The 23,931-nt window shown below is 43.3% G+C and carries 20 protein-coding genes; 15 read left to right on the top strand and 5 right to left on the bottom strand.

The annotated features are described in order from the left end of the window. Positions 1–11 precede the first annotated feature (11 nt). From ACNURT_RS09870 to ACNURT_RS09860, 3 genes are all read right to left on the bottom strand, one after another. Positions 12–848 carry a hypothetical protein gene (locus ACNURT_RS09870; protein ID WP_419701601.1) on the bottom strand — a complete coding sequence of 279 codons (837 nt, stop codon included), beginning with the start codon at positions 846–848 and terminating at the stop codon, positions 12–14. Between the two features lie 543 nt (positions 849–1,391). Continuing rightward, positions 1,392–2,651 carry an MFS transporter gene (locus tag ACNURT_RS09865; RefSeq protein WP_419701600.1) on the bottom strand — a complete coding sequence of 420 codons (1,260 nt, stop codon included), beginning with the start codon at positions 2,649–2,651 and terminating at the stop codon, positions 1,392–1,394. 63 nt (positions 2,652–2,714) lie between these two features. Then, a complete protein-coding gene (locus ACNURT_RS09860) occupies positions 2,715–3,152 on the bottom strand; it encodes a MarR family winged helix-turn-helix transcriptional regulator (RefSeq protein ID WP_419701599.1) in 438 nt (145 codons plus the stop codon). A gap of 292 nt (positions 3,153–3,444) precedes the next feature. Here ACNURT_RS09860 and ACNURT_RS09855 point away from each other — a divergent pair, with 292 nt between their 5' ends. From ACNURT_RS09855 to ACNURT_RS09835, 5 genes are all read left to right on the top strand, one after another. Then, on the top strand, positions 3,445–4,350 hold the full coding sequence (locus ACNURT_RS09855) for a DUF2268 domain-containing putative Zn-dependent protease (RefSeq protein ID WP_419701598.1): 906 nt from the start codon (positions 3,445–3,447) through the stop codon (positions 4,348–4,350). Between the two features lie 569 nt (positions 4,351–4,919). Beyond that, positions 4,920–6,038 (top strand): epoxide hydrolase family protein, encoded by a 1,119-nt coding sequence (locus tag ACNURT_RS09850; protein WP_419701597.1) that lies wholly within the window; start codon positions 4,920–4,922, stop codon positions 6,036–6,038. Positions 6,039–6,426: 388 nt separating this feature from the next. Beyond that, a complete protein-coding gene (locus ACNURT_RS09845) occupies positions 6,427–6,819 on the top strand; it encodes a group III truncated hemoglobin (RefSeq protein WP_419701596.1) in 393 nt (130 codons plus the stop codon). A gap of 42 nt (positions 6,820–6,861) precedes the next feature. Next, positions 6,862–7,764 carry a glycoside hydrolase family 25 protein gene (locus ACNURT_RS09840; RefSeq protein ID WP_419701595.1) on the top strand — a complete coding sequence of 301 codons (903 nt, stop codon included), beginning with the start codon at positions 6,862–6,864 and terminating at the stop codon, positions 7,762–7,764. Between the two features lie 47 nt (positions 7,765–7,811). After that, entirely contained in the window at positions 7,812–8,303 is a 492-nt protein-coding gene (locus tag ACNURT_RS09835; protein ID WP_419701594.1) for a nuclear transport factor 2 family protein, read from the top strand. Here ACNURT_RS09835 and ACNURT_RS09830 read toward each other — a convergent pair. Beyond that, positions 8,287–9,132: an SDR family NAD(P)-dependent oxidoreductase gene (locus tag ACNURT_RS09830; RefSeq protein ID WP_419701593.1), complete on the bottom strand. Its 846-nt coding sequence runs from the start codon at positions 9,130–9,132 to the stop codon at positions 8,287–8,289. The genes ACNURT_RS09835 and ACNURT_RS09830 overlap by 17 nt on opposite strands. 197 nt (positions 9,133–9,329) lie before the next feature. Here ACNURT_RS09830 and ACNURT_RS09825 point away from each other — a divergent pair, with 197 nt between their 5' ends. Both ACNURT_RS09825 and ACNURT_RS09820 read left to right on the top strand, forming a co-directional pair. Next, positions 9,330–9,836: a DUF6265 family protein gene (locus ACNURT_RS09825; RefSeq protein WP_419701592.1), complete on the top strand. Its 507-nt coding sequence runs from the start codon at positions 9,330–9,332 to the stop codon at positions 9,834–9,836. Between the two features lie 148 nt (positions 9,837–9,984). After that, on the top strand, positions 9,985–10,326 hold the full coding sequence (locus ACNURT_RS09820) for a YciI family protein (RefSeq protein WP_419701591.1): 342 nt from the start codon (positions 9,985–9,987) through the stop codon (positions 10,324–10,326). Positions 10,327–10,411: 85 nt separating this feature from the next. Here ACNURT_RS09820 and ACNURT_RS09815 read toward each other — a convergent pair whose 3' ends face one another. Further along, on the bottom strand, positions 10,412–11,113 hold the full coding sequence (locus ACNURT_RS09815) for a head GIN domain-containing protein (RefSeq protein ID WP_419701590.1): 702 nt from the start codon (positions 11,111–11,113) through the stop codon (positions 10,412–10,414). A 136-nt stretch (positions 11,114–11,249) separates the two neighbouring features. Between ACNURT_RS09815 and ACNURT_RS09810 the strand changes: the two genes are divergently transcribed. The 8 genes from ACNURT_RS09810 (at position 11,250) to ACNURT_RS09775 (ending at position 23,924) form a co-directional block, all read left to right on the top strand. Further along, the gene (locus ACNURT_RS09810) at positions 11,250–12,131 is read left to right on the top strand and encodes a glutamate--tRNA ligase family protein (protein ID WP_419701589.1); all 882 of its coding nucleotides are present in this window, start codon (positions 11,250–11,252) and stop codon (positions 12,129–12,131) included. Between the two features lie 687 nt (positions 12,132–12,818). Further along, positions 12,819–14,306, top strand: a complete 1,488-nt coding sequence (locus ACNURT_RS09805) for a TolC family protein (RefSeq protein ID WP_419701588.1) — start codon at positions 12,819–12,821, stop codon at positions 14,304–14,306. A gap of 17 nt (positions 14,307–14,323) precedes the next feature. Then, positions 14,324–15,508, top strand: coding sequence for an efflux RND transporter periplasmic adaptor subunit (locus ACNURT_RS09800; RefSeq protein ID WP_419701587.1), 1,185 nt, complete (start codon positions 14,324–14,326; stop codon positions 15,506–15,508). Between the two features lie 48 nt (positions 15,509–15,556). Continuing rightward, positions 15,557–18,808 (top strand): efflux RND transporter permease subunit, encoded by a 3,252-nt coding sequence (locus ACNURT_RS09795; protein ID WP_419701586.1) that lies wholly within the window; start codon positions 15,557–15,559, stop codon positions 18,806–18,808. Positions 18,809–18,813: 5 nt separating this feature from the next. Beyond that, a complete protein-coding gene (locus ACNURT_RS09790) occupies positions 18,814–22,098 on the top strand; it encodes an efflux RND transporter permease subunit (protein WP_419701585.1) in 3,285 nt (1,094 codons plus the stop codon). 11 nt (positions 22,099–22,109) lie between these two features. Then, positions 22,110–22,541 carry a MarR family winged helix-turn-helix transcriptional regulator gene (locus ACNURT_RS09785; protein ID WP_370994645.1) on the top strand — a complete coding sequence of 144 codons (432 nt, stop codon included), beginning with the start codon at positions 22,110–22,112 and terminating at the stop codon, positions 22,539–22,541. 307 nt (positions 22,542–22,848) lie between these two features. After that, positions 22,849–23,319, top strand: coding sequence for a (2Fe-2S)-binding protein (locus ACNURT_RS09780; RefSeq protein WP_370994646.1), 471 nt, complete (start codon positions 22,849–22,851; stop codon positions 23,317–23,319). Next, positions 23,316–23,924, top strand: coding sequence for a hypothetical protein (locus ACNURT_RS09775; RefSeq protein ID WP_419701584.1), 609 nt, complete (start codon positions 23,316–23,318; stop codon positions 23,922–23,924). Before ACNURT_RS09780 ends, ACNURT_RS09775 begins: the two co-directional genes overlap by 4 nt. Positions 23,925–23,931 lie beyond the last annotated feature (7 nt).

Here is a 23,931-nt window from a genome sequence, read left to right as displayed (position 1 = left end):
ATACAGTATAATTAATTCTTGTTATCGGCAGAAGTGCCATATCCCTTTAAAATGGAAAATCCAATACCTAAAGATATCCATGGCCGGCCTCTGTAAACAAAATATCGGTTTACGTCTCCGGTCAATACATCAATACCAGATAACAAGCCAAATTGAACCCTGTCTATCTGGTATTCAAACCCTATTGTTGGCGCTATTGAGCCCACATTGGTTTCAGAAGCTAAAAAACCCTGAGAGGTGGCCGGAGTAACTTTTATAGAACTGAAATTAACACCAAACAAGCCAAAGAAATCTGTATTTGCTCCTGCCTTACTCAGTTTAACCGAAGCGAGTAATGAAAGCGTAAAATCATTACTTATATCCGTGTTTTTGTAATAATCCTTTCCATCCTTAGATATGGGTTTGCCGCTTCCCGGTCTGAATTTTATAAAGCTGGCGCCGGTAACCAACGAAACAGTACCTGCATGTTGTAATCTTACGGCGCTTTTTAAATCGGCAGCTGAAATCAGAAAGTAAATAGGAACATCAGTTGAACCAAAATACTTATCATTAAGGCTTTTATTAGATTTGTCTCTCGCAGTTTCGCCACCTTTTGCCGAAACATCAGATACACGCCATTGGGCAAATGAAATAATGATACCTTTTGGAACAACTTTTTGTACGATAAACTGCCAGCCAATTGCAACTGAATGATGCGAGGTGTCGGCTACTGCTTTACCATTTTCATCACATTTGGCAAGCGTCATCGGGGATATAAACTTGTATAACGCACCTACAGTTGGAGAGTCTTGAGCGCATACGATGGTTGATGCCTGGATCAACGCGATCAGTATTAATATTTTTTTCATTTGATAAGAGTTTAGTTATATAAATATAACATATACTCATCAGATTACAAGCACTTTACATATTTAAATCAATTAAAGTTGAAGAAATAATTCGGGCTTTCACTAAAAGCAAATCAATTTCATTTCCATTAAAAAATGTTACAGATTTGAAATAGTTTAAAGGGTAATTTAAACTACTAACAGGGTGTTTACTTCCGCAAGTACCCTGTCATGAGCCCGCTATCCGATTCTCTGACTTCTGACGATTATGCCGGTAGTTTTCAACTACCGGTACCTGAAGCAAACTTTGTTGCCGTTTTACTGAAGTCTCAGAAACAAACATAGTTAATCCAAAGTCAGAGAACCCCGCTGTCCGAAGTCTCTGACTTCGGACGATTATGCCGGTAGTTTTCAACTACCGGTACCTGCAGCAAACGCTGTTGTCACTTTACTGTAGTCGCAGAAAAAACAAACATAGTCAATCAGAGGTAAGTCAATCGGACAGCGCAAATCATCATTCAGTCGTGATACTTGATACTCGCTACTTGATACTAAACTGCTAAACTATGCAAGCGTATTAATAGGCTGCTGTTCCAGCGTATGCACGGTATCTTTGTGGAGTTGTGTTTTGCGCAGGAAACGAAAATGCAGTATACCAATGATGAGGGCTACTATACCTTCCAGCATCACGGTATCGGCCGTACCTATCCATTGCGACACCGCCCCTACCAGCAAACCACCCAGTGGTTGCATGCCAAAAAATGCCATGGCGTAAAAGCTGATCACCCGGCCGCGCATATCCGGCGCCACCGTAGTTTGGATCAGCGTGTTGCTGATGGTGATCTGCGACATCATCCCGAAACCGGTAACCGCCGCGAACAGCAGAGCCAACGGATAATTGGGCATGTGCGAAAATACTACCAGTCCGCCGCCAAATATCAGCGTGTTAACAGCCAGGATCTTTTTGAGGTTATGGCCGGGTTTAAGCGAGGCCAGGTAAATAGCTCCCGAAAACGCGCCCAAACCTATCAAACTATCCAAAACACCAAAGGTGGATGCAGTGCCTTTAAAAATATCCTTGGCATACACCGGTATTAGCGTACTAAAGGGCAGTACCAGTAAGCTGATAGCCGCCAGCATAATGAGTATGGATTTGATAGACGGCGTATTGCTGATATAAACAAAACCTTCCTTCAGTTCGGAGAAAATATTTTTATCGTGTTTCTTGGTCTCCATTTTGGGTAAGCGCATCATCAGTAAGGAACCGATTACAGCTATAAAGCTGAAGGCATTTGCGCCAAAACATACGGTATCGCCAAATTTCTCCAGCACAAGTCCGGCTATACCGGGGCCGATAAGTCTGGAAAGGTTAACCATGGATGAATTGAGGGCGAGGGCATTAGGCAGATCAGCTTTGTTATCCACCATCTCATACACCAATGATTGCCGGGCTGGCACGTCGAACGCGTTGATAAAACCCAGCACTGCACTCAGCGCGATGATCTCCCACACCACATAATACCCCCAGAATATCAGCGCGGTAAGCAGCAGCGCCTGTATCATGGATGCCGCCTGTGTGAGCAGCAGCAAACGGTAACGGTTATAACGGTCGGCCACTACGCCGCCCAGGAACGAGAATAAAAACGAGGGGAACAAACTGGCAAACAGGGTGAGCCCCAGCATAAACTCCGAGTGGGTAAGCGAGTAGATAACCCAGCTTACCGCGGTTTTCTGCATCCAGGTACCAACTAACGATATGGACTGCCCGGCAAAATACAACCGGTAGTTGCGGCTCTTAAAGGCATTAAATGTGCTTATGTTCATCCTTTGCAATGATTGAATTAGTGAATTATTGAATTAGTGATTTTTTTCAGCTTTGATCTTTCATCAATCAAAATCAACTAATTTGGTTAGGGGGCCAATGGCTTGTTTCAGCAATGCTTTTTCCTCTGCTGTGCAGGTGGCATCTAAGGCTTTGTTAAGCCATTCGTTGCGCTCGCTCCGTACCTGGTAAAGCAGGGTACGACCAAGATCGGATAAGGAGATGATGGCCTTGCGTTTATCCGTTTCAGAAATACGCCTTTTGATCAAATCCATCTGCTGCAGCTTGCTCAGTATTTGCGACATGCTTTGCGTGGTGATCTTCTCCATCGCGGCCAGTTCATTGGGCAGCAGTTCCACATGTTTATCCAAAAGCGCGATGATCGACCGCTCAGTGAGCGATAGTTTATCGGCTGTGGATGATTGTTTACGCAGTTTTTTGATCAGCCGTGTTACCACGGTACGCAGCTCAGAAGCCAGCAGGATATCTTTTTGCTCTGTCATAATTCATCAAGTAAACTTGTAAGTTTACCTTACAAAGTTAAGAATTGTTTTATCTACAGAAAGTCATAAAGAAAAGAAGGGCTGGCTTATCCAACTCATACTATTAATACACCCGTCATTGCGAGCGCAGCGTGGCAATCCCCGATATGCAGGTTCGCTCTGTAATTGAGGGATTGCCACGTCGTTCCTCGCAATGACGTGTTAAGAAAAAAGAAGCCTAAAATAATTCAATCAAAAAAATGCAACCTTTTTTATTCCTTTTGCGTCTTGCATACAAAACTATTATCTCAACATGCGTCAACACCTGAAATCCATCATCCTTACAGCCTTACTGCTCAATTTTTACATCCATGGCTTCGCGCAAAACGGTTTTTCCAATTTGCCCGACAGCGCGCGCTTTGTGACCGGCGATATTGATAATTTCTGGAAAGCTTTTGACCATTTTAAAAAGGATACTTCTCAAAACACATTTGGCAAAGAATACATCGACATTGGCAGCGAGGGCGTAAAAGGCTTTACCCCTTACCGCATCCGCAGTGCCGATAACTTATACAAAATGGTAAAGAAGCGGCAGGCTGATTATGAAAAAGTAAGGGCAAACACTTTACGCATAAAAGAAAAGGAAAAACAATGCCGGAGCACTTTTTATGCTTTAAAATATTTATATCCGCAGGCCAAATTCCCACCGGTTTACTTTGTGATCGGTGCGTATAATTCAGGCGGGACTTCCGGCGATCAAGGATTATTTATTGGTGCCGAAATGCAAAACAATATTGATGGCTTACCGGGCATTGTAGCGCATGAACTCATCCATTTTCAACAGAACCTAACCAGCGAAAACCCGACCTTACTACAACAAAGCATAATAGAGGGCAGTGCCGACTTTATAGGTGAACTGATATCCGGAACCCGTGGCGACGATGCCGCGAACAACTATGGTAATGCGAATACCGCCCGGCTTTGCAAAGAGTTTGTTTCCATCATGAACGGCACCGAGCGTAACGACTGGCTTTACGGAACTTCTAAAAAAGATGATCGTCCGAACGACCTGGGCTATTGGATGGGCTACCAGATCTGCGCCCACTATTATGCAAAGGCAAAAGATAAAAAACAGGCCATCTATGAAATCCTGAATATTAAAGACTATCCAGATTTTCTGAAAAAAAGCGGTTACCTGGATAAGTATCTTAATTATTGAATTAGTGATTTAGTGAATTATTGATTAAGAACAACCATTTTTTCCTTCCCAGTCAGCAGAACAGCTTCGGGCGAAAGCGGGCAGAACAATGGTGGTCATGTGCGGTTGCAGGGGCATTGCAAGTTTTTGCTGCAGCCCGGGATTGTGTTAACGAAATGGAGCAAAATAATTGCAGCCCGTGGTTCTGCCCACTTTGCCCTCCCACGGCCAAGAGCGGATATACGCCATGCAAAACGTCCTGTATAGCTTAGAGATTGCTTTATACCTCGCAATAACGCGTGTGTTTTGTCTTGATTCTCGACTCTTGACTCTTGACTCTTATATCTTGACTCTCTCCCCTACTTTGCCCAAAAAGCTTATTCTTTAAATTATTTGTATCGCGTTTGTTACATTTAGGGAGCATTATACGTATTTGAGAAAGTGGTACAGGCTCGGGGTGGAGTGACATTCATTGAATATATTTTGTTCAAACAAAACATAAACTGCTATGAGCAAATTTCAAACTCTTTTTCGCGTCGCTATTATGCGGCGCAACAATCTGCCATTCACAAACTCCTAAAATATCAACAATGAAAAACACAACAACATTTAAGGTATCTGTACCTCAATCCGTGTTAGATGATCTGGAAAACCGTTTAAAAAACACCCGTTGGCCCGGTGAAGCAGAGGGCTCCGGCTGGAACTTCGGTACCAGCGAAACTTATCTGAAAGAGCTGGTAAATTACTGGATCAATCATTACGATTGGCGCAAACAAGAAGCAGAGTTGAACAAGTATCCGCAATACACAACTGATGTAAATGGTGTAAAAATTCATTTTCAATACATTAAGGGCGAGGGCAAAAACTCCAGGCCGCTTTTGTTAACCCATGGCTGGCCGGATAGCTATTATCGTTTCCACAAGATCATCCCTTTATTAACCCAGGGCGATCAAAGTTTCGATCTGGTTATTCCATCTATCCCGGGCTTCGGCTTCTCCGAAAAAACGGCTATCACCAGCGAAGCAGTTGCCGATCTGTGGAAGGTACTGATGACCGAAAACCTGGGCTATAGCCAATTTTACGCGGCTGGTGGCGATGTAGGCATGGGCGTTACCAAGGCCCTTGCATCAAAATATCCTGATGCGGTGGGGGGCGTGCATTTTACAGATATTGGTTACCCCATGGGCCAGGAAGACCCCAACACCATGACCGAAGCCGAAAAGCAATTTGCACAGATTGTGCAGCAGTGGTGGTACAGCGAAGGCGCATATGCCATGGTGCAAGGCACAAAACCACAATCGCTGGCTTACGGCCTGAATGACTCGCCCGCAGCACTTGCTGCCTGGATACTCAGTTTCGGTAACTCGGGGGCCTCTCCAGAGATCCTGGAAAAAGCATTTGGCGGCAGGGATGAATTGCTAACCAATATCATGATCTACTGGACTACACAAACCATAGCTACCTCCGTTAAAATGTACAAGGTGGATGCAATAGCACAATGGGGTAGTGCAAAACCTCTGCAAAAAAGCAATGTACCCGCGGGTGTATCGGTATTCCCGAGGGAAGCACAATTTCCCAAAGAATGGGCAGAACGTTTTGTGCATGTGACCAGCTTTAAAAAAATGAACGAAGGAGGGCATTTTGCCGCCCTGGAAGTACCGGATGTTTTTGCTGATGAATTAAGAAGCTTCTTTTACAGTATCAATTAGTGGTAATAGATCCGCCATTTGCTACTCCACCTCAATTTTCGTATATCGTATAAAACCGCGGCCCGGTGCTCATTTATCAAGGGCACCAGGCTGTTTGTTAAGGATAAAACAAGACCAAAAATCGATCGTTTGATAAAAAATAAGGTTACCACTTTTTAAAGTTTTCAAAACCGATCATAACCGCATTAAAATTTGTTAAAAAGTGTTAAAATCGATGGTTTTGGATCAATTTTTAAGCGTTTTTAGTCCGCTTTTGAGCGGAAAAGTGTTAAAATTTAAGGTTTAAAAAGTTTTTGGACAGCATTATCATAAAAAAACCGAGGCGTCAAAAATTACTTCGTCATTAAATATTTGTCGCCTCAAAACACCACTTTTGTATCGAGTAATTATGGAACCCAAACACGACATAGCCACATTGGATGATATCAAACTACTGGTAGATACTTTTTATACCCACGTAGCTGCTGATCCTTTACTCGCCCCTATATTTACCGAACGTTTGGGCGGGCACTGGCTACCCCATCTCGAAAAAATGTATACCTTTTGGCAAACCGTACTGCTGGAGCAATATACCTATAACGGCGCGCCTTTTCCGCCCCATGCCCGTTTACCGGTAGATGAGCAGCATTTTGAAGCCTGGCTTAACTTATTCTCGGCCACGGTAGATAGCTTGTTCCAGGGCGAAAAAGCGGATGAGGCCAAATGGCGGGCAGGTAAAATGGCCCAGATGTTCCAGCTTAAAATAGCGCACATTAAAAACAACCCACGCAATATATTATAGCGAATTGACTATGGCATACCGGCATTTTTGTAAATTTGTGCCGTGCCACCTACCGAAAAAAAAGTTACCGAAATTCCCAACCCCTTTGTCCCGGTGAAAAAGAAAGCTCCTGCTAAAAGAAAAACCGTGGCCCAAAAGAAAAAGGATCAAAAAACCACCATATACTGGCGAATAGCTATAGTCGGACTGTTACTCATCCTGCTTTCACCTTTTTATTATGGCTATGTTTTACGGAGTTTTAGCGCTACCTGGCGCTGGGTATTGGATATAGGGCAGGATACCCGTTATCGTACCTACAAAAACTTCAACGTACGTATCCCGGCAGGTTTTACCGTTCACGGCATCGATGTGTCATCGTACCAGGGCAAAATAAACTGGCAAAAGGTAAAAGCCATGAATGATGACGATGTGCATATCACTTTTGCCTTTATAAAGGCCACAGAGGGGGTTTTAAGTGTAGATCCCTACTTTCAGCGTAACTGGCGCGAAGCGCCTAAAGCGGGGATCATATGCGGGGCGTATCATTACTTTCTGCCGCAGAAAAGCGGCATATGGCAGGCCAGGTTCTTTCTGCAAACCGTAAAGATGGAAAAAGGCGATCTGCCTATGGTGGTTGATGTAGAGCAGCTTTACAGAACCCCGCCGGCTAAAATGCGCGAGCAGCTGATGTCGTTTGTAAATCAGATTGAAAATAAAACGGGTGTAAAACCCATTATTTATACCAACATCAGCTTTTACCAGGATTACCTGCAGGGCTATTTTGATGATTACACACTTTGGATAGCACATTATTACCAGCCTGTGTTAAATATCAGCAACAAAACCAACTGGCAATTTTGGCAACACTCTGATAAAGCGCGCATTAACGGCATCAATCAAAAAGTTGATTTTAATATATTCAGGGGCGATAGTACGGCTTTCCGGAAACTGCTTATCAATCCATGATTTTTTGTAACGGGTAAACAGTTACAAACGTCAATAAAATAAAAAACATGAAAATACGGATATACCGTTTCCTGATAGCCATCACTTTTTTGCTATCCTGCACATTTTTGGGCAATAATGTACAAGCTCAAGCCACCCAAAAACATATAGACCAAAAACTGTATAATACCATTTTGCATATGGACAGCGTTTGTTTCGACGCTTATAATACCCGGGATCTGGAAACGCTAAAAAAGGTATTTTCCCCAAGCTTAGAGTTTTACCATGACCTGGGAGGCCTAACCAATTATGAGCAAAATATACAGGCTTTTGAAAAAAACTTTGCCAACAATAACAATTCGGGCTTAAAAAGAGAGCTGGTAAAAGGCAGCCTGGAAGTTTATCCCATTAAAGATTATGGCGCTATTGAGGTAGGCATGCACAGATTCACCCATATGGAAAATGGTAAAGAAGTAGTGGGCCTGATGAAATTTTTACATGTATGGCAATACAAAAACAATGAATGGAAAATTACACGGATAATCAGTTATGACCATTAAAACGGTAATTCTCCCTAAATCTTTTCAATTCTTTTAATGCCATTTTCAGGTAGCCCGGTTTTAAGTAGCGGGCAAAAAGAAAAATGGTACGGGCCATCTGCGGAAACAGTATAATCTCTTTATTTTGAGCTACACCCTTTAAAATATGATGAGCCGCCTCTTCTGCAGGCATTCCGGGTTCAAATTGTTTTATCGAGTCGCGGTTCCAGCTTGGATCGGCGTTAACTGCAGGCAAGCTGCCGATGATGGGCGTGTCGATCAGTCCGGGGCAAACGATGCTTGCTTTAATATTAAACAGCTTTGCTTCCTGCCGCAGGCAACGGGTATAGTTTACAACAGCGTGTTTGGATACGCTATAAGGCGTAATCAAAGGGATATACCCCACCACACCAGCCAGGGAGGATGTATTAACAATATGGCCGCTACCCTGCTTTATCATGTATTGATAAGCTGTTTGTGAGCCATAGAGCACACCATAAAAATTGATATCAAGCACCTTTTTCCATTGGTCGATACTGATATCGCGCAATTCGCCGGTTATGGCTATTCCCGCGTTGTTAAATATCATATCCACGCGGCCATGTTCTTTTACAACATCGGCTATTATCGCTTCAAAATCGGATAATTGAGCAACATCCAGTTTGCGGGCGACAGCGTTTTTCCCACTTTGTGTTATCAAGCTTACGGTTTCATCGGCGTTTTGGGTATTGATGTCGGTACAAATCACTGTAGCCCCAACTTTGGCAAGCTTTTCACATAGCGCCCGGCCCATACCCGAGCCCCCACCGGTTACTAAAATAATTTTATGCAGGTAGTAATTGTTGTACATAGTGAATAGGTTGTTAGGTTTATTGAGCTGACAATTGTCCATCTAATATACTAATATATAACATCTTAAATCCTAATAAACCTAAACTAATCAACTATAATTCAATATAAAAGTGTCCATCACCGATATATTACCTGGTGAGGATATTATCTTTATAGTACAATTAAATTATCACAACCCTCTAAATATCTGCAATCATGAACATTTTTTTAAAATTTGCTCTTTCGCTACTCGGCTTAGGAGTTATTACAGCCAATATAGCGTTGGCGCAGCCAGGTACCAATGGCCACAAAAAGCAGCAGCACATTAAAAAGGCTGTCTGGCTATTGGGTGACTGGCAAAACAAAACAGCAAGGGGCATAAGCACCGAAAGCTGGAAAAAGCTGAACGATTCCACCTTCCTGGGTAAAAGCTATGTATTAAGAGGCACGGATACGGTATCTGCCGAACACATTCGGCTGGAAGAGCGTCATGATAACCTGCTTTATATTCCTACCGTCAAAAATCAGAATGAGGGAAAACCGGTAATTTTTACCATGACCACGGCATCGGCAGAGGGCTTTGTTTTCGAGAACCCGGAACATGATTTTCCGCAAAAGATCAGCTATAACCTCATCGGCAAAGACAGCCTGATGGCCGAAATTTCGGGGACATACAAAGGGAAGCAACGCGCCATAAAATTCCCAATGGGTAGGGTCAAATAAATTGTATCTCAGAACCGCGCTGTAATTCTCGGTATTGCATCGGCATAATTTATTTTTTTTATTTTTTTGAAAAGATGTCCAATTAATGAAAGTCCGTTTGATATCGTTGTATAATTCATTGATCAATCAACCTTTAAAAATTAAGAAAATGAAAGAGTACGCATTAATTTTCAGACATGAAGACGGCCAAAAAGTGGCCTCACCAGAGCAAATACAAATCTGGATGAAACAAACCATGGACTGGATAGCCACCATTGCCGCCAAAAATAAATTTGTAAGCGGCACCGGCCTGCCCTTTAATGATGCACGGGTTGTGCACGCTGACAAAACGGTTACCAATGGCCCATTTGGTGAAATTAAAGAAACCTTAGGTGGCTACATTATTGTAAAAGCAGATGATGTTGATGAGGCCGTCGAATTTGCAAAAGGCTGCCCAGTATTACAGGGAGAAGGAAATACCGTTGAGGTAAGAACAATTGCCCATCACTGATAAAGTAATTAATTTGACAGGCATCAAAACAGAAAAACCGCTGGCACATTGCCAACGGTTTTCTGTTGCTATAAATTAAGGGAGATTAGTTCACTTTATTGACCCTCCCCGAGCCGGTGTACCTGGTTTCGGCAATGGTAGCGTTGCCGGAGTAAGTTACTCCTCCAGAGCCGGTAATACGTGCGGATAGGGTTTTATTAGCTACCACTGATATACCGCCTGAACCGCTAATGGTAGCAGTAAGCGTTTCGGTAGTTAAACCTTTACCATTGATCTCGCCCGAACCACTGATACGAAATTTCGCAGCATCAGTGCTACCTTTAAGGTCAATACCACCTGAACCACTAATGCGCGATTCCAGTGTAGATGCTTTTACGGCGGCACGCATATTGCCCGATCCGCTTAAGATAACTGATACATTTTGGCCTGTTAAAACTCCATCAAGGTCGAGATTTCCTGAACCACTGTTGGCCAGGGCACTGAGTGACTTGGCGGTAACATAAATGTCGCCACGTTTGATGTTATGGTTGCGTAACGAAAAATTATGGCGGAAACCTATTTTTAAAACACCGCCTTCAACCTCGGTTTTAACATCATTTACCACATCATCATCAATGTCCAGACGAACACTTTCGGTGCCGGTAATTTTAACGTGTACATTAAAGGGGCCTCCTGATTCAATACTGTTAAAGCCAGAAACAGACCTGGTTTGCCCACTTTGGGCGAAGGTATTTAAGGTCAGCATGAATATAGCTGACACAAACAGGATAAAGATTTTTCTTTTCATAATTCGATTGTTTTTTAGGAGACGCTATATCTTGGTAAATAGTTGCAACAAATAATAAGGGATAAGTATTTTCTTTCCGGAACGGGTTTATTTGTATTATTTTGGATGAAGTTAATATATAAAGTTCATATTTTAAATGCCTGATCAGCTTGTTCGTTTTCACAAAACCCGCATAGCCCCTACTCCAAGTGGTTTTTTACATTTGGGTAATGTACTGTCGTTTACCCTTACAGCTGCACTGGCGAAGCTGCATGGAGCTAAAGTATTTTTAAGGATTGATGATATGGACCAGGCCCGTGCAGAACAAGCGTATATACAGGACATTTTTGACACGCTGAACTTTTTAGAGATACCTTGGGACGAAGGCCCCCGTAACGCCGAAGAATTTAAGAACGTTTACTCGCAAATACACCGGCTGGAACTTTACTCGGAGGTTATTAAGCAACTAAGAAATAATGGATCGCTATTTGCCTGCACCTGTTCGCGCAAACAGCTCGAAAAGGAAACCTGTACCTGTTTTGACCGTAAAATTTCCATGGATACAAAAGATACTGCATGGCGCCTGCATACCCATAACACCCGCGGACTAACCATTCAGGGTTATAACAACCAAACCGTTAACACCATTTTACCGGCAGATATGCAAAATTTTGTGATCAGGAAAAAGGATGGGTATCCTGCCTATCAGCTTACTTCGGTAGTAGATGACATGCATTATGGGGTCGATCTGATCATTCGCGGGCAGGATCTTTGGCCATCAACCCTGGCTCAACATGAACTGGCACTGGCTCTTGGCAAAAAAGAATTTCAGAACATTACTTTTTACCATCATCCATTACTTACAGATGAGCTGAACCAAAAACTGTCCAAGTCGGCAGGAGCAACTTCGGTACGTTACCTACGCCAAAACGGTAAAACCCCAACTGAAATTTATACTATGATAGCGAATATGCTGGGAATGGATACAACCATCAGCAAATGGGAACAACTGGCCGAAGGGGCCTTAGCTTTATTTTAGTTATTATTTTCTGTATCTAAATAATTACAAAACAGTTGATAGTTAAAACTGTATTTTTACAGCAGTTAAAGTTATGTTGTGAAAACGCGGAAACAAATCATAAGGCAATGTATTGTTTTATCACTCTTAGTGATATTACAGGCTGTATCTTTGATCCACATCGCGTCTATGCCTAAGTTCTATACCCCGATCAACAAATCCCAATTGTCTTCAAGTATAGATCTTCTTCATAAAAATCACAGCGCGGGTAATGTAAGGACACCTTTTCAGCGAGGCATCGAAAACCACCGCAGAGCTTTAATAACTCCTCCGAATAAGGCTTTTTCCCTTATTTTTTCATTCTTTTTAGTTAGCCTTATCTCGTTGGCTATAATTAAAAAGCGTAACACTCATTTAAGTCAGCCGGGCATTCTATTACAGAGTTCATATCTGAGATTGTGCACGCTTAGAATCTGACCATCTCCTGCTATTTCCTGCTATATTGATTGAAGCTTCTAAATTGATAGAAGTTCCGGTCCATGATATGTCTGTTTTCTCACTTTTCGCAGAGCAATGCGGCATATCCGGTTCGTTCATATAGTTCAAAAATTTGTTACTCCAAACAAACAGGAAAAATTATCGATCGAACCCTCTTCCTGATAAAACTAAATACGGATGTGTTGAAAAACACAAACAACATGTTTTGAAATGAATAAAATACAGTTTAATATAAACCGCAACCCTTTCGTTGTACTCGCGGGTATGTTATTTTTATCGTTGAGCGTTCATGCGCAAAACGGTAAACCTAAACCCAAATCGTACCCCGTTCCGGATAATATCCCGGACACCAATAAAGTTGGCTTTCCTGTTATACCGAATGCCACAAATCCAGGCAACAGCACTGATCAGTATCTGACACTCAAACAGTGCATCGACTATGCTATGATCCATCAACCGGCTTTAAACAAATCGCTGATCAATGTCGATATTGCCAAAACAACCAACGCTATTAATTTATCGGCATGGTTGCCCCAGGCCAATGCCAATGGTAACCTGATCCATTATATACAGCAATCCAACGCCAATATATCAACAGGCGTAGGTACTGGTGGTACCACTACCGGCAGTACCGGTACGGGTACCGGCTCAACCACTAATGTGCGTTCAAGCTATTCCAATACATTTATTCCCGAGTTGGCGGTTACACAAGCCATAGTGAGCCCTAATTTATTATATGCCGCTAAAACTGCCCCTCTGTTGGTTAAACAAGCCCAGCAAGTAACCGATAGCACGAAAATATTTCTGGTATCGGCAGTAAGCAAGTCGTTTTATAATGTATTACTTACGCTGCAGCAGATCAATGTTTTAAAGGAAGATACCACCCGCCTGGGTAAAAACCTTCGCGATACTTACCACCAATATAAAGGTGGCATTGTTGACGAAACAGATTACCTGCAAGCTACCATTACTCTCAACAACTCCAGGGCTCAGCTTAAGCAGGCCAATGAAAATGTAGTGCCTCAGTATGCTGCCTTAAAACAGCTGATGGGCTATGAGCCTGATAAGGATTTCAATGTAAGTATTGATACGGCGCAAATGATGAGCGATATACAGATTGATACCACAAAGCAATTACAATATGAAAAACGGATAGAGTATCAGCAGATAGAAACCCGGAAAGATCTGCAAACCAAATTAAGCAGCTATTACAAATATCAGTTTTTACCTACAGTATCTGGATTCTTTAATTACAGTGCGCAGTTCGCTAACAATAATTTTCCGAGTCTTTTATCCAAAGCTTATCCAAGTTCGTTGGTGGGACTGTCAGTTAGCATACCCATATTTACCGGTTTTGCCCGTTTGCATAATCTGCACAAATCGCATTTGCAAGAACAGCTGATCGGTTGGGATGAAGCTGATCTGAAGCTGCAATTACATAAAGAGTACGCCACAGGATTAGCCGATTACCGGAGCAACCTTTACAACTTTAATGTTCAGCAGAAAAATGTGGCTATGGCCAAACGGGTATACTTTGTGGTCGATCTTCAATACAAGCAGGGCATTGTGGCTTACCTGAATGTAATCACCGCCGAATCGAACTTAATTACCGCCGAAATAAATTATACCAACGCGCTGTTCCAGCTGCTATCGAGCAAAATTGACCTGGAAAAAGCAATGGGAGATATCACTTATTAATATAAAAAACCAACTCCATGAAAAGAGTATTTTTAAATGCCATTTTTATAAGCCTTATTATTCTGGCAGCGTGCAATAAAAAACAACCACCTGTTAATTCTGAAGTTCCTGTTAACTTATTTAAGGTTAAGGAAAAACATGTGTTGTATTACGATCAATACCCTTCAACCACGGCTGCACTTAGTCAGGTTACGCTGCTTCCGCAGGTACAGGGTGCTGTAACAGGTATATTTTTCACAGAAGGTAGTCACGTTAAAAAAGGACAGAAACTGTATGAAATAGACAGGCGCATATACCAGGACAGCTATGATGCCGCGGTAGCCAACCGTAAGGTAACCGAAGGAACTTTGATACAGTCGCAACAGGATGCCGACCGTTATGAGTACTTAAATAAGTATAATGCTGTTGCCAAACAACTTTACGACCATGCGGTAATTACGCTGCAAAACGCGCAGAGCCAGGTTAAATCGGCAGATCAGGCGGTAAAAACGGCCAAAACAAATTTAAACTATGCAACCGTATACGCCCCTTTTGATGGCACCATAGGTTTTAGTCAGGTAAAACTGGGCAATGTGGTTACAAGCGGATCTACTGTGCTGAACACGATATCCACAGATGACCCGATGGCCGTTGATTTTGTGATCAACGAAAAGCAACTGCCCCGCTTTGAGCTGTTACAGCAAAACAAACATCAAACTACCGATTCGCTTTTCACTATTCTGTTAGCCGATAATTCACTTTACCCAATCAACGGAAAAATTTCGGTGATAGATCGTGCGGTTAATTCGCAAACGGGCTCTATTACTATCAGGTTGGTATTTCCAAATCCTAAAGGGATGCTTAGGGTTGGTATGAGCTGCGTGGTGCGGGTTCATAACCAGGAGAAAGGGCCTCAGTTGCTGGTTCCCGGCAAAGCTGTGGTTGAGCAAATGGGCGAGTACTTTGTATATACCGCGAAAGACAGCCTGATGAATAACCCAAAAGCCGGTGCCGATTCAGCTAAAAGGAAAATAAAGAAACTGATAGCCGTACAGAAAAAGGTTCAGGTTGGTCAAACTATTGGACCTAACATGATCATTAAAAGCGGCATTAACAGTGGAGAACGGATCGTGGTTGACGGTGTGCAGCTGTTACATGACGGCTCGCGGATCACAACTGCTAATAAGATTGCACCATCAGCAGGTGGTAAGGGCGGACGCTAATCGCATCGCCAAAAAACACAATCTGAAATTTTTTAGACAAAGTATTGTATGATTGCTAATACCTTCATTAAAAGACCTGTAACTGCTATAGTTATATCTATTGTACTGATCATTACCGGTACAGTAAGTATACTGCTTTTACCGATAGATCAATATCCGGATATTACGCCGCCTATTGTACAGGTGAACGGTCAGTTTACCGGTGCCGATGCGCAAACCGTTGAACAAACCGTGGCCACCCCTATTGAAGAACAGGTAAACGGAACTCCAGGCATGGAATATATGCAAAGTAATAACACCAATAACGGGCAAATGAGCATGAATGTAACCTTTAAAATGGGAACGGACATTGACGTTGCCGCGCTTGATGTTCAAAACAGGGTAAGTATCGCTACTCCCTTGCTACCGGCCGTAGTAAGTCGGCTCGGACTTACTGTACGGGCAGTTAATCCCAGTATGCTGATGATGGTAGCCATTTATGCCCCGAAAGGAACACATAACATCACCTTTCTGGATAACTACACTAATATATTTATACAGGATGCTTTATTGCGCGTACCAGGCGTAGGCAGTATCAACCGGTTTACTGATGATTTCAGTATGCGGATCTGGATGAATCCGGATAAAATGGCGGCTTACAGCTTAACCCCGCAAGACGTGATTAATGCGCTTAACGCCCAAAACGTGCAGGTAGCAGCGGGTACGGCAGGTGTGCCACCCCAAGCATCAAGCCAGACCTATGAGTTGGGTATCCTGGTTAACGGTCGCTTAAGTAAAGTATCGGAGTTTGAAAAAGTTATTGTAAAAACGGTACCGGCAACAGGCCAATTGGTTTACCTGAAAGATGTTGCCCGGGTTGAGCTGGGCAAATTTACTTTTTCAAGTAACTCATTTGTCGATGGGCATAAAGCATCCTATCTGCAGATTTACCAGGCACCGGGCAGCAATGCGTTGGAAACCGCCAATGGTGTGTACGCCGCCCTGGCCAAATTAAAAACCAATTTCCCTTCGGATGTAGAATACAAAGTTCCATTTGAATCGGTTACCGTGGTTAAGGTATCTATGGAAGACGTAGTGGGCACACTATTAAAAACCCTGGCATTGGTTGCTGTTGTGGTATTCCTTTTCCTGCAAAACTGGCGATCGACACTAATCCCGGTATTGGCTATCCCGGTATCTATTTTTGGCACATTCTGTTTCTTCATCCCCTTAGGATTCACGATCAATACCTTAACTATGTTTGGGTTTGTACTGGCGATTGGTATTGTGGTAGATGACGCCATTATTGTGGTGGAAGCTGTGCAACACTACATCGATCATGATGGCATGTCAGCTAAAGAAGCTACCTACCAGGCCATGAAGGATATCTCGGCACCGGTAATTGCCATCGCGCTGATATTGGCGGCGGTGTTTGTCCCGGTTGGGTTTATCCCAGGCATTGTGGGCCGTTTGTACCAGCAATTCGCTATTACCATCGCCATATCGGTGATCATATCGGCATTTATCGCATTGTCATTAACGCCGGCACTGTGTACCCTGTTACTGAAACCATCACATATTGACAAAGAAGCAAAAGGTATCAATAAATGGTTCTTTAAATTTAACAGTTGGTTTGACCGGGTAACGGCCAGTTATACCGAGGGTGTGCGAAAGAGCATCAAAGCATCGCGCTTTGTGGTGATCATTTTGGTGTGTATTTGTATTGGGACTTATTTTATGTTTCAGCATAAACCATCAGGCTTTATTCCGTCTGAAGATGATGGCAATTTGTATGTGACCTTCCAACTACCGCCGGCATCTTCTACAGCTGCATCCGTTGATGTGATGTCGAAACTCATGAAAGTGATCGGATCGACGCCCGGTGTAGCCCATTACGCAGCGCTATCAGGCCTCAACGTGGTAACCAACGCCAGTAACTCCAACAACGGCACCATTTATTGCCAGCTTGCCCCCTGGGACGAGCGTAGCAAATCCACCGAACAAGTGCCCGGAATTATCGGCGAGTTGCAAAAACGTATTGCCGATGCCGGTATAAGAGATGCAAACGTAGAGGTTATCCAACCATCTCCCCTTCCGGGTATTGGTACAACTGTAGGCTTTAGTTTGCAGATAGAACAGCGTAACACCTCGGATAACCTGCAGGATTTTGAAAAAGTGGTGAAAAACTTTGTTGCCGAGGCCAATAAAAATCCGGTCATCAGCAAAGCTTTCAGCTTTTACACTGCCCATACCCCTAATTATAGTTTAACCGTTGACCGGGAAAAATGTGAAAAGCTGGGTGTAAATGTAGCTGATGTGTTTACTACTATCCAGGCGTATATGGGTAGCCTCTATATCAATGACTTCACTACCTACAACCGCACATTTCACGTGGTGGTACAGGCTGATACCGCCTTTAGAAAAGTGGTTGGCAATATGGACAAATACTATGTACGTAACCAGGCCGGCGATATGGTTCCGCTGGGAACGCTCATCAGTTATAAACCTGTTGACGCGCCACCGCTGATATCGCATTTTAATATCTTCCGTACCGCGGAGGTTGATGGCTCAGCAGCACCTGGTCATAGCAGCGGCGAAGCCATTGCAGCCATGCAGGAACTGGCTAAAAGAGTTTTACCGCAAGGTTACGAGTACGAGTTTTCGGGTCTGAGTTATGAGGAGATCAAGGCGGGTTCAACCACCATTTATATATTCCTCTTTTCTATCACTTTCGTATTCCTCTTCCTGGCGGCATTGTATGAAAGCTGGTCGGTTCCTTTTTCCGTACTGCTGGCCGTACCTGTGGGTGCTATGGGAGCAATTCTTGCCTTGATACTGGTGCCGAGTTTAACCAATAACGTATACGCTCAAATTGGTCTCATCACGTTGATCGGTCTCGCGGCCAAAAACGCGATCCTGATTGTGGAGTTTGCCAAAGTAAGGGTAGATATGGGCGAAGAGCTGATCAAATCAACGCTGGAAGCCGTGAGCCTTCGTTTACGCCCGATCATCATGACCTCGCTTGCCTTTGTTTTGGGTGTATTGCCTTTGGTATTGGCTACAGGTGCAGGCGCGGTAGCGCGAAGAACCATTGGTTTTACCGTTTTAGGCGGTATGATCGCAGCTTCAACGCTGGCTATATTTATCGTCCCTGTTCTTTTTGTATTGATAACCCGTTTTTCTTACGGTAAAGAAAAGCTCGAATACCTGCAAACGCATAAAGAAAACCTGCGGGAAAAAGCAAGAAAAGTTGAAGCTCAAAACATTGATCCGGAACTGGAATATGAGATTGAAAAATCCCGTGAATTACATAAAAGCTAACAAGGATGGTTTCAAATACATTTATAAAAAGGCCGGTAACCGCAATTGTTATTTCATTAGTTTTAATGATAGCGGGATTGATCTGCCTGTTCAACCTCGCGGTTGATCAATATCCCAATATATCGCCGCCAAGCGTATCGGTAAACGGATCGTATACTGGTGCCGATGCTCAAACAGTTGAACAAAATTTAGCTACGCCTATCGAAGAGCAGGTAAACGGTACGCCCGGTATGGAATACATGACCAGTACCAATACCAACAGTGGCAGCATGGGTATAAGGGTTACCTTTAAAATAGGCACCAACGTACATATCGCGGCCCTTAACGTTCAAAACAGGGTTGGCATAGCCGCTCCTTTATTACCTTCGGTAGTAAGTAAGCTGGGCCTTACCGTACGTGCAAGTAATCCCGATCAATTAATGTTGGTGGCGATTTACTCACCAAAACGTACCCACAACATTACCTTCCTGGATAATTATACCAATACGTTTATTCAGGATGCTATACTCCGTGTTCCTGGTGTGGGCGATGTTAGTGCACGTACTGATAATTTCAGTATGCGGATCTGGATGAATCCGGATAAAATGGCATCTTACAGTTTAACTCCTGCCGATGTTACAGCAGCGCTGAACGCCCAGAATGTTTATGTTGCCGCAGGTTCAGTCGGCGCTCCGCCACAACAATCGTCGCAAACTTTTGAAACAGGCATTTTGGTTAACGGAATGCTGAATAAAGTTTCGGACTATGAAAAAATTGTGGTAAAAAGCATACCTGGAACCGGTCAGTTAGTTTACCTCAAAGATGTGGCCAGGGTTGAACTGGGCAAGTTCACTTTTTCCAGCAACGCGTTTGTGGATGGAAACCGGGCATCAACTATACAGGTATATCAATCGCCAGGAAGTAATGCACTGCAAACCGCCGAGAATGTTTACGCGGCGCTTGCCAAACTAAAAAAATCCTTCCCAAAAGATGTGGATTATGTGGTGCCTTTCGAATCGATAACCATTATTAAGGTATCGATGCAGGAAGTAATAGGCACCCTGGTTAAAGCATTGGCTTTGGTGGCTATTGTGGTATTCTTATTTCTTCAAAACTGGCGTTCAACGCTGATACCTATACTGGCCATTCCGGTATCAATCCTGGCAACCTTTATATTTTTTATACCGCTGGGGTTCACTATCAACACATTAACCATGTTTGGCTTTGTACTGGCCATTGGTATTGTGGTAGATGATGCCATTATTGTGGTGGAGGCGGTACAGCATTATATAGACGAAAAGGGCTTGTCGCCAAAGGAAGCTACCTATCAGGCTATGAAGGAGATCGCGGCGCCCGTAATTGCGATAGCATTGATCCTGGCATCGGTATTTGTACCGGTAGGCTTTATTCCGGGTATTGTGGGTCGTTTGTACCAGCAATTCGCCATCACTATCGCAATATCTGTTATTCTTTCGGCTTTTGTTGCATTATCATTAACACCGGCGCTTTGTACCTTGCTCTTAAGGCCAACTCCTCCGGTAACGGACAAATCAAACTGGCTCACAAAGTTCTTTGATCGCTTTAACCATGTATTTGAAAAAGCAACGCTCAAGTATACCAACGGTGTTCACCGTAGCATTAAAGGGGCAAGGTATATTGTGATCATACTGGTGTGTATTTGCGCGGGCACTTATATCATGTTCAGACTTAAACCATCAGGGTTTGTACCCGCAGAGGATGGCGGACGTTTATATGTGACCTATCAACTGCCCGAGGCATCATCAACTATTCAATCCGTTAATGTGATGGAGAAGTTGATGAAAATAGTAGCTTCAACGCCTGGTATATTGCATTATACAGCCATATCTGGTTTTAACATATTGAATGGTGGGGCCAACTCCAACAACGGATCCATGTTCTGTATGCTTACCCCATGGGATGATCGTACCACCCCGAATACCCGGGTGCCCGGACTCATGAATGTGATCAAACAAAAGATCGCTAAAGCGGGTATCAAGAACGCCAACGTAGTGGTGGCTCAGCCTCCGCCCATCAGGGGTATTGGTCAGGCAGCCGGCTTTAGTATGCAGATTGAGCAGGGAAATACCACCGACGATATTTATGCTTTTGAAAAAGTGGTTAAAAAGTTTGTAGCAGCGGCAAAGACCAATCCGGCCACTGCAGGCGCTTATAGCTATTTTTCGGCACATACGCCAAGTTACGAGTTGAATGTCGATCGTGAAAAGTGCGAAAAGCTGGGTATCAATATTTCGGATGTTTTTTCAACCATGCAGGCTTATATGGGTAGTTTATTCGTCAATAACTTTACCTTATATAACCGTACCTACCACGTAGTTGTACAGGCCGATACGGCTTACCGCGCGCTTATATCCAATATGAATAAGTACTATGTACATAACTCTGCCGGACAAATGTTGCCTTTAAGTACCGTGATCAGTTACAAACCCATCGTAGCGGCACCGTTGATAACGCACTTTAATATCTTCCGTTCGGCCGAGGTTGATGGTTCTATACCTACAGGCTACAGCAGCGGGCAGGCTATTGAGGCGTTAAAAGAATTAGCTGCAAAAACGTTACCGCGTGGTTACACCTATGAATTTTCGGGCTTAAGTTATGAGGAGATCAAAGCGGGTTCAACTACGGTGTATATCTTCCTCTTTTCCATCGTTTTTGTGTTCTTATTCCTGGCTGCGTTGTACGAAAGCTGGTCGGTTCCTTTTTCGGTGATGCTTGCGGTGCCTATCAGTGCCTTTGGCGCTATCCTGGCGCTTACCATAGTGCCTACGATCACCAATAACGTATATGCACAGATTGGATTGATCACCTTAATTGGTCTTTCGGCAAAAAACGCGATCCTGATTGTTGAATTTGCCAAAATACGGGTCGACCGCGGAGAGGAACTGATCAAATCGACACTTGAAGCCGTACGCTTACGCCTGCGGCCCATCATCATGACCTCTTTAGCGTTTATTTTAGGGGTGTTACCACTCGTTTTGGCAACAGGCGCCGGCGCCGAATCAAGGAATACCATAGGGGTAACCGTTTTGGGAGGTATGATCGCATCGTCGACCATTTCTATATTTATTGTACCGGTGCTCTTTGTGTTATTTACCCGTTTCTCTTACGGAAAAAAACAACTGGCGTATTTGCAGGAGCATCATGAAGAATTAATGGAAAAAGCCCGGAAAGTAGAGGCTCAGAACATCGATCCCGAATTGGAATACGATATAGCCGAAGCTAACGCCAAACATAATGCAGACAAACAAACAGGAAAGGAAAACAACCATTAGTGTAGCAACCCATGAAAAACACCCAGCTGATATCAGAAAATTTAAGACTGATCAATAATTTATATAACAAGAACCTTGCTAAAGAGTTATCACCTATTAAAGTAAATCATCACTTTGAGGTATTATTGATCCTGGCTAAACAGAAGGGACCTATCACACAAAATAAACTGGCAGAACTGCTGCATGTAGATAAATCAAGAGTAGTCAATATTGTTTTTTCATTGGAGCAAAGAAAAATGCTGATCGTAAAAACTAATCCGGCCGACAGGCGTCAGCACTATATTTCTTTGTCCCCTCATGCCTTAGTTTCAATTCCTTTTATCGAAACAAAAATAAAACAGGTAAATGAATTAGCTAATACCGGCATCAGCGAAGAAAAACTGGATACTTTTTTCGAAGTAGCTGAGGCGATAATGCAAAACCTGACAAAAAACAAGCACTGAAGTATTTTCCAGATCATAGTCAAAATTATCTGCTGTTAAATGTGTCGTGGTTTAAAATATCCACCATGAATATTTAACAGCAGATTTAAAATTCCACAAAAAGCCCTGCTTCTATCCTTAATAAATGTCCTCCTGTTTATTGGACATGCGCAAGTATATGCGCAATCCGGCGACGCTTTTAAGGTTGAGCTAAAAGCTCTTTGAAAAGCTTAATTTTTTATTTGAATATCATTATCAGAAAAACATAAATCAATCGATATTTATATTGGAATTTTTAGGTTAATTTTACTTAACTAACCATTTGCTTATGATCAATATTACAGTTAATGGTCAACACCACGATGTAGATGCTGACCCAAACATGCCGCTCCTTTGGGTAATTCGGGATATTCTTGGTTTAACCGGTACAAAATATGGATGCGGGGCCGCACAATGTGGAGCCTGCACGGTACACTTGAACGGGGAAGCTGTACGCTCCTGCGTAACCAAAGTAAACCGGGCAGCAGGGCAAAACATTGTAACTATTGAGGGGCTTTCAGCGAATAATAATCATCCATTACAACTGGCCTGGAATGAGATGAACGTTCCGCAGTGCGGATATTGCCAATCCGGGCAAATCATGTCAGCAGCGGTGTTGCTACGCGAAAAACCCGACCCTACCGATCAGGATATTGATGATGCCATGTCGGGAAATATCTGCCGTTGCGGAACTTATCAGCGTATCCGTGCTGCTATACATAAAGCTGCCGCAATGCAAACAGAAGGAGCCCGGTTATGAAAAAACTCATCTTTTTAGGTATGGTACTGGCTATTGCAGCTATTGCGGAGTTATCATTCAAAACAGAAGCGGTAAAAACTAACACATATCCCGCTTTACCCAAAGACAGTATTGGCTCGGTAAAAGCGTTTATGTCTGTTTATAGAGTTTTGAAAAGTGCGCGCTGTATGAATTGTCACCCGGCCGGTGATGCACCTTTACAAGGTGACGATAGCCACATCCATACAATGAATGTTAAGCGGGGGGTTGATGGAAAAGGTCTTTATTCAGTACGTTGCAGCAATTGCCACCAGGCAGAAAATACGGCAGGGCTGCACATGCCTCCTGGAAATCCTAAATGGGGGCTGCCGCCTGCTAATATGCGTATGGTATTCCAGGGGCGTACACCGCGTCAGTTAGCATTACAGCTTCTTGACCCCAAACAGAATGGCGGACGCAGCAAAACACAGCTAATTGACCATATGGCCAATGATGATCTGGTTGGTTGGGCCTGGCATCCGGGCGATGGCCGTACTCTACCGCCAATGAGCAGGCCGGCTTTTGCCGCGCAGGTACGTTTATGGATAGCTAAGGGCGCTTATGCCCCACCGGCTAAAGCAAAATAAAAGGATT

The organism is Mucilaginibacter sp. NFX135 (assembly GCF_048565145.1).
In the GTDB taxonomy this organism is placed as follows: domain Bacteria; phylum Bacteroidota; class Bacteroidia; order Sphingobacteriales; family Sphingobacteriaceae; genus Mucilaginibacter.
This window is presented reverse-complemented; position numbering and strand designations above follow the sequence as displayed.

Excerpts from the sequence above, each read along its gene's own strand:
- ACNURT_RS09815 (WP_419701590.1), bottom strand. The coding sequence starts at position 11,113 with ATGAAAAGAAAAATCTTTATCCTGTTTGTGTCAGCTATATTCATGCTG.
- ACNURT_RS09870 (WP_419701601.1), bottom strand. The coding sequence starts at position 848 with ATGAAAAAAATATTAATACTGATCGCGTTGATCCAGGCATCAACCATC.
- ACNURT_RS09835 (WP_419701594.1), top strand. The coding sequence starts at position 7,812 with ATGAAAATACGGATATACCGTTTCCTGATAGCCATCACTTTTTTGCTA.
- ACNURT_RS09775 (WP_419701584.1), top strand. The coding sequence starts at position 23,316 with ATGAAAAAACTCATCTTTTTAGGTATGGTACTGGCTATTGCAGCTATT.
- ACNURT_RS09800 (WP_419701587.1), top strand. The coding sequence starts at position 14,324 with ATGAAAAGAGTATTTTTAAATGCCATTTTTATAAGCCTTATTATTCTG.
- ACNURT_RS09795 (WP_419701586.1), top strand. The coding sequence starts at position 15,557 with ATGATTGCTAATACCTTCATTAAAAGACCTGTAACTGCTATAGTTATA.
- ACNURT_RS09845 (WP_419701596.1), top strand. The coding sequence starts at position 6,427 with ATGGAACCCAAACACGACATAGCCACATTGGATGATATCAAACTACTG.
- ACNURT_RS09865 (WP_419701600.1), bottom strand. The coding sequence starts at position 2,651 with ATGAACATAAGCACATTTAATGCCTTTAAGAGCCGCAACTACCGGTTG.
- ACNURT_RS09825 (WP_419701592.1), top strand. The coding sequence starts at position 9,330 with ATGAACATTTTTTTAAAATTTGCTCTTTCGCTACTCGGCTTAGGAGTT.
- ACNURT_RS09820 (WP_419701591.1), top strand. The coding sequence starts at position 9,985 with ATGAAAGAGTACGCATTAATTTTCAGACATGAAGACGGCCAAAAAGTG.
- ACNURT_RS09830 (WP_419701593.1), bottom strand. The coding sequence starts at position 9,132 with ATGTACAACAATTACTACCTGCATAAAATTATTTTAGTAACCGGTGGG.
- ACNURT_RS09780 (WP_370994646.1), top strand. The coding sequence starts at position 22,849 with ATGATCAATATTACAGTTAATGGTCAACACCACGATGTAGATGCTGAC.
- ACNURT_RS09790 (WP_419701585.1), top strand. The coding sequence starts at position 18,814 with ATGGTTTCAAATACATTTATAAAAAGGCCGGTAACCGCAATTGTTATT.
- ACNURT_RS09855 (WP_419701598.1), top strand. The coding sequence starts at position 3,445 with ATGCGTCAACACCTGAAATCCATCATCCTTACAGCCTTACTGCTCAAT.
- ACNURT_RS09805 (WP_419701588.1), top strand. The coding sequence starts at position 12,819 with ATGAATAAAATACAGTTTAATATAAACCGCAACCCTTTCGTTGTACTC.
- ACNURT_RS09810 (WP_419701589.1), top strand. The coding sequence starts at position 11,250 with ATGCCTGATCAGCTTGTTCGTTTTCACAAAACCCGCATAGCCCCTACT.
- ACNURT_RS09860 (WP_419701599.1), bottom strand. The coding sequence starts at position 3,152 with ATGACAGAGCAAAAAGATATCCTGCTGGCTTCTGAGCTGCGTACCGTG.
- ACNURT_RS09785 (WP_370994645.1), top strand. The coding sequence starts at position 22,110 with ATGAAAAACACCCAGCTGATATCAGAAAATTTAAGACTGATCAATAAT.
- ACNURT_RS09850 (WP_419701597.1), top strand. The coding sequence starts at position 4,920 with ATGAAAAACACAACAACATTTAAGGTATCTGTACCTCAATCCGTGTTA.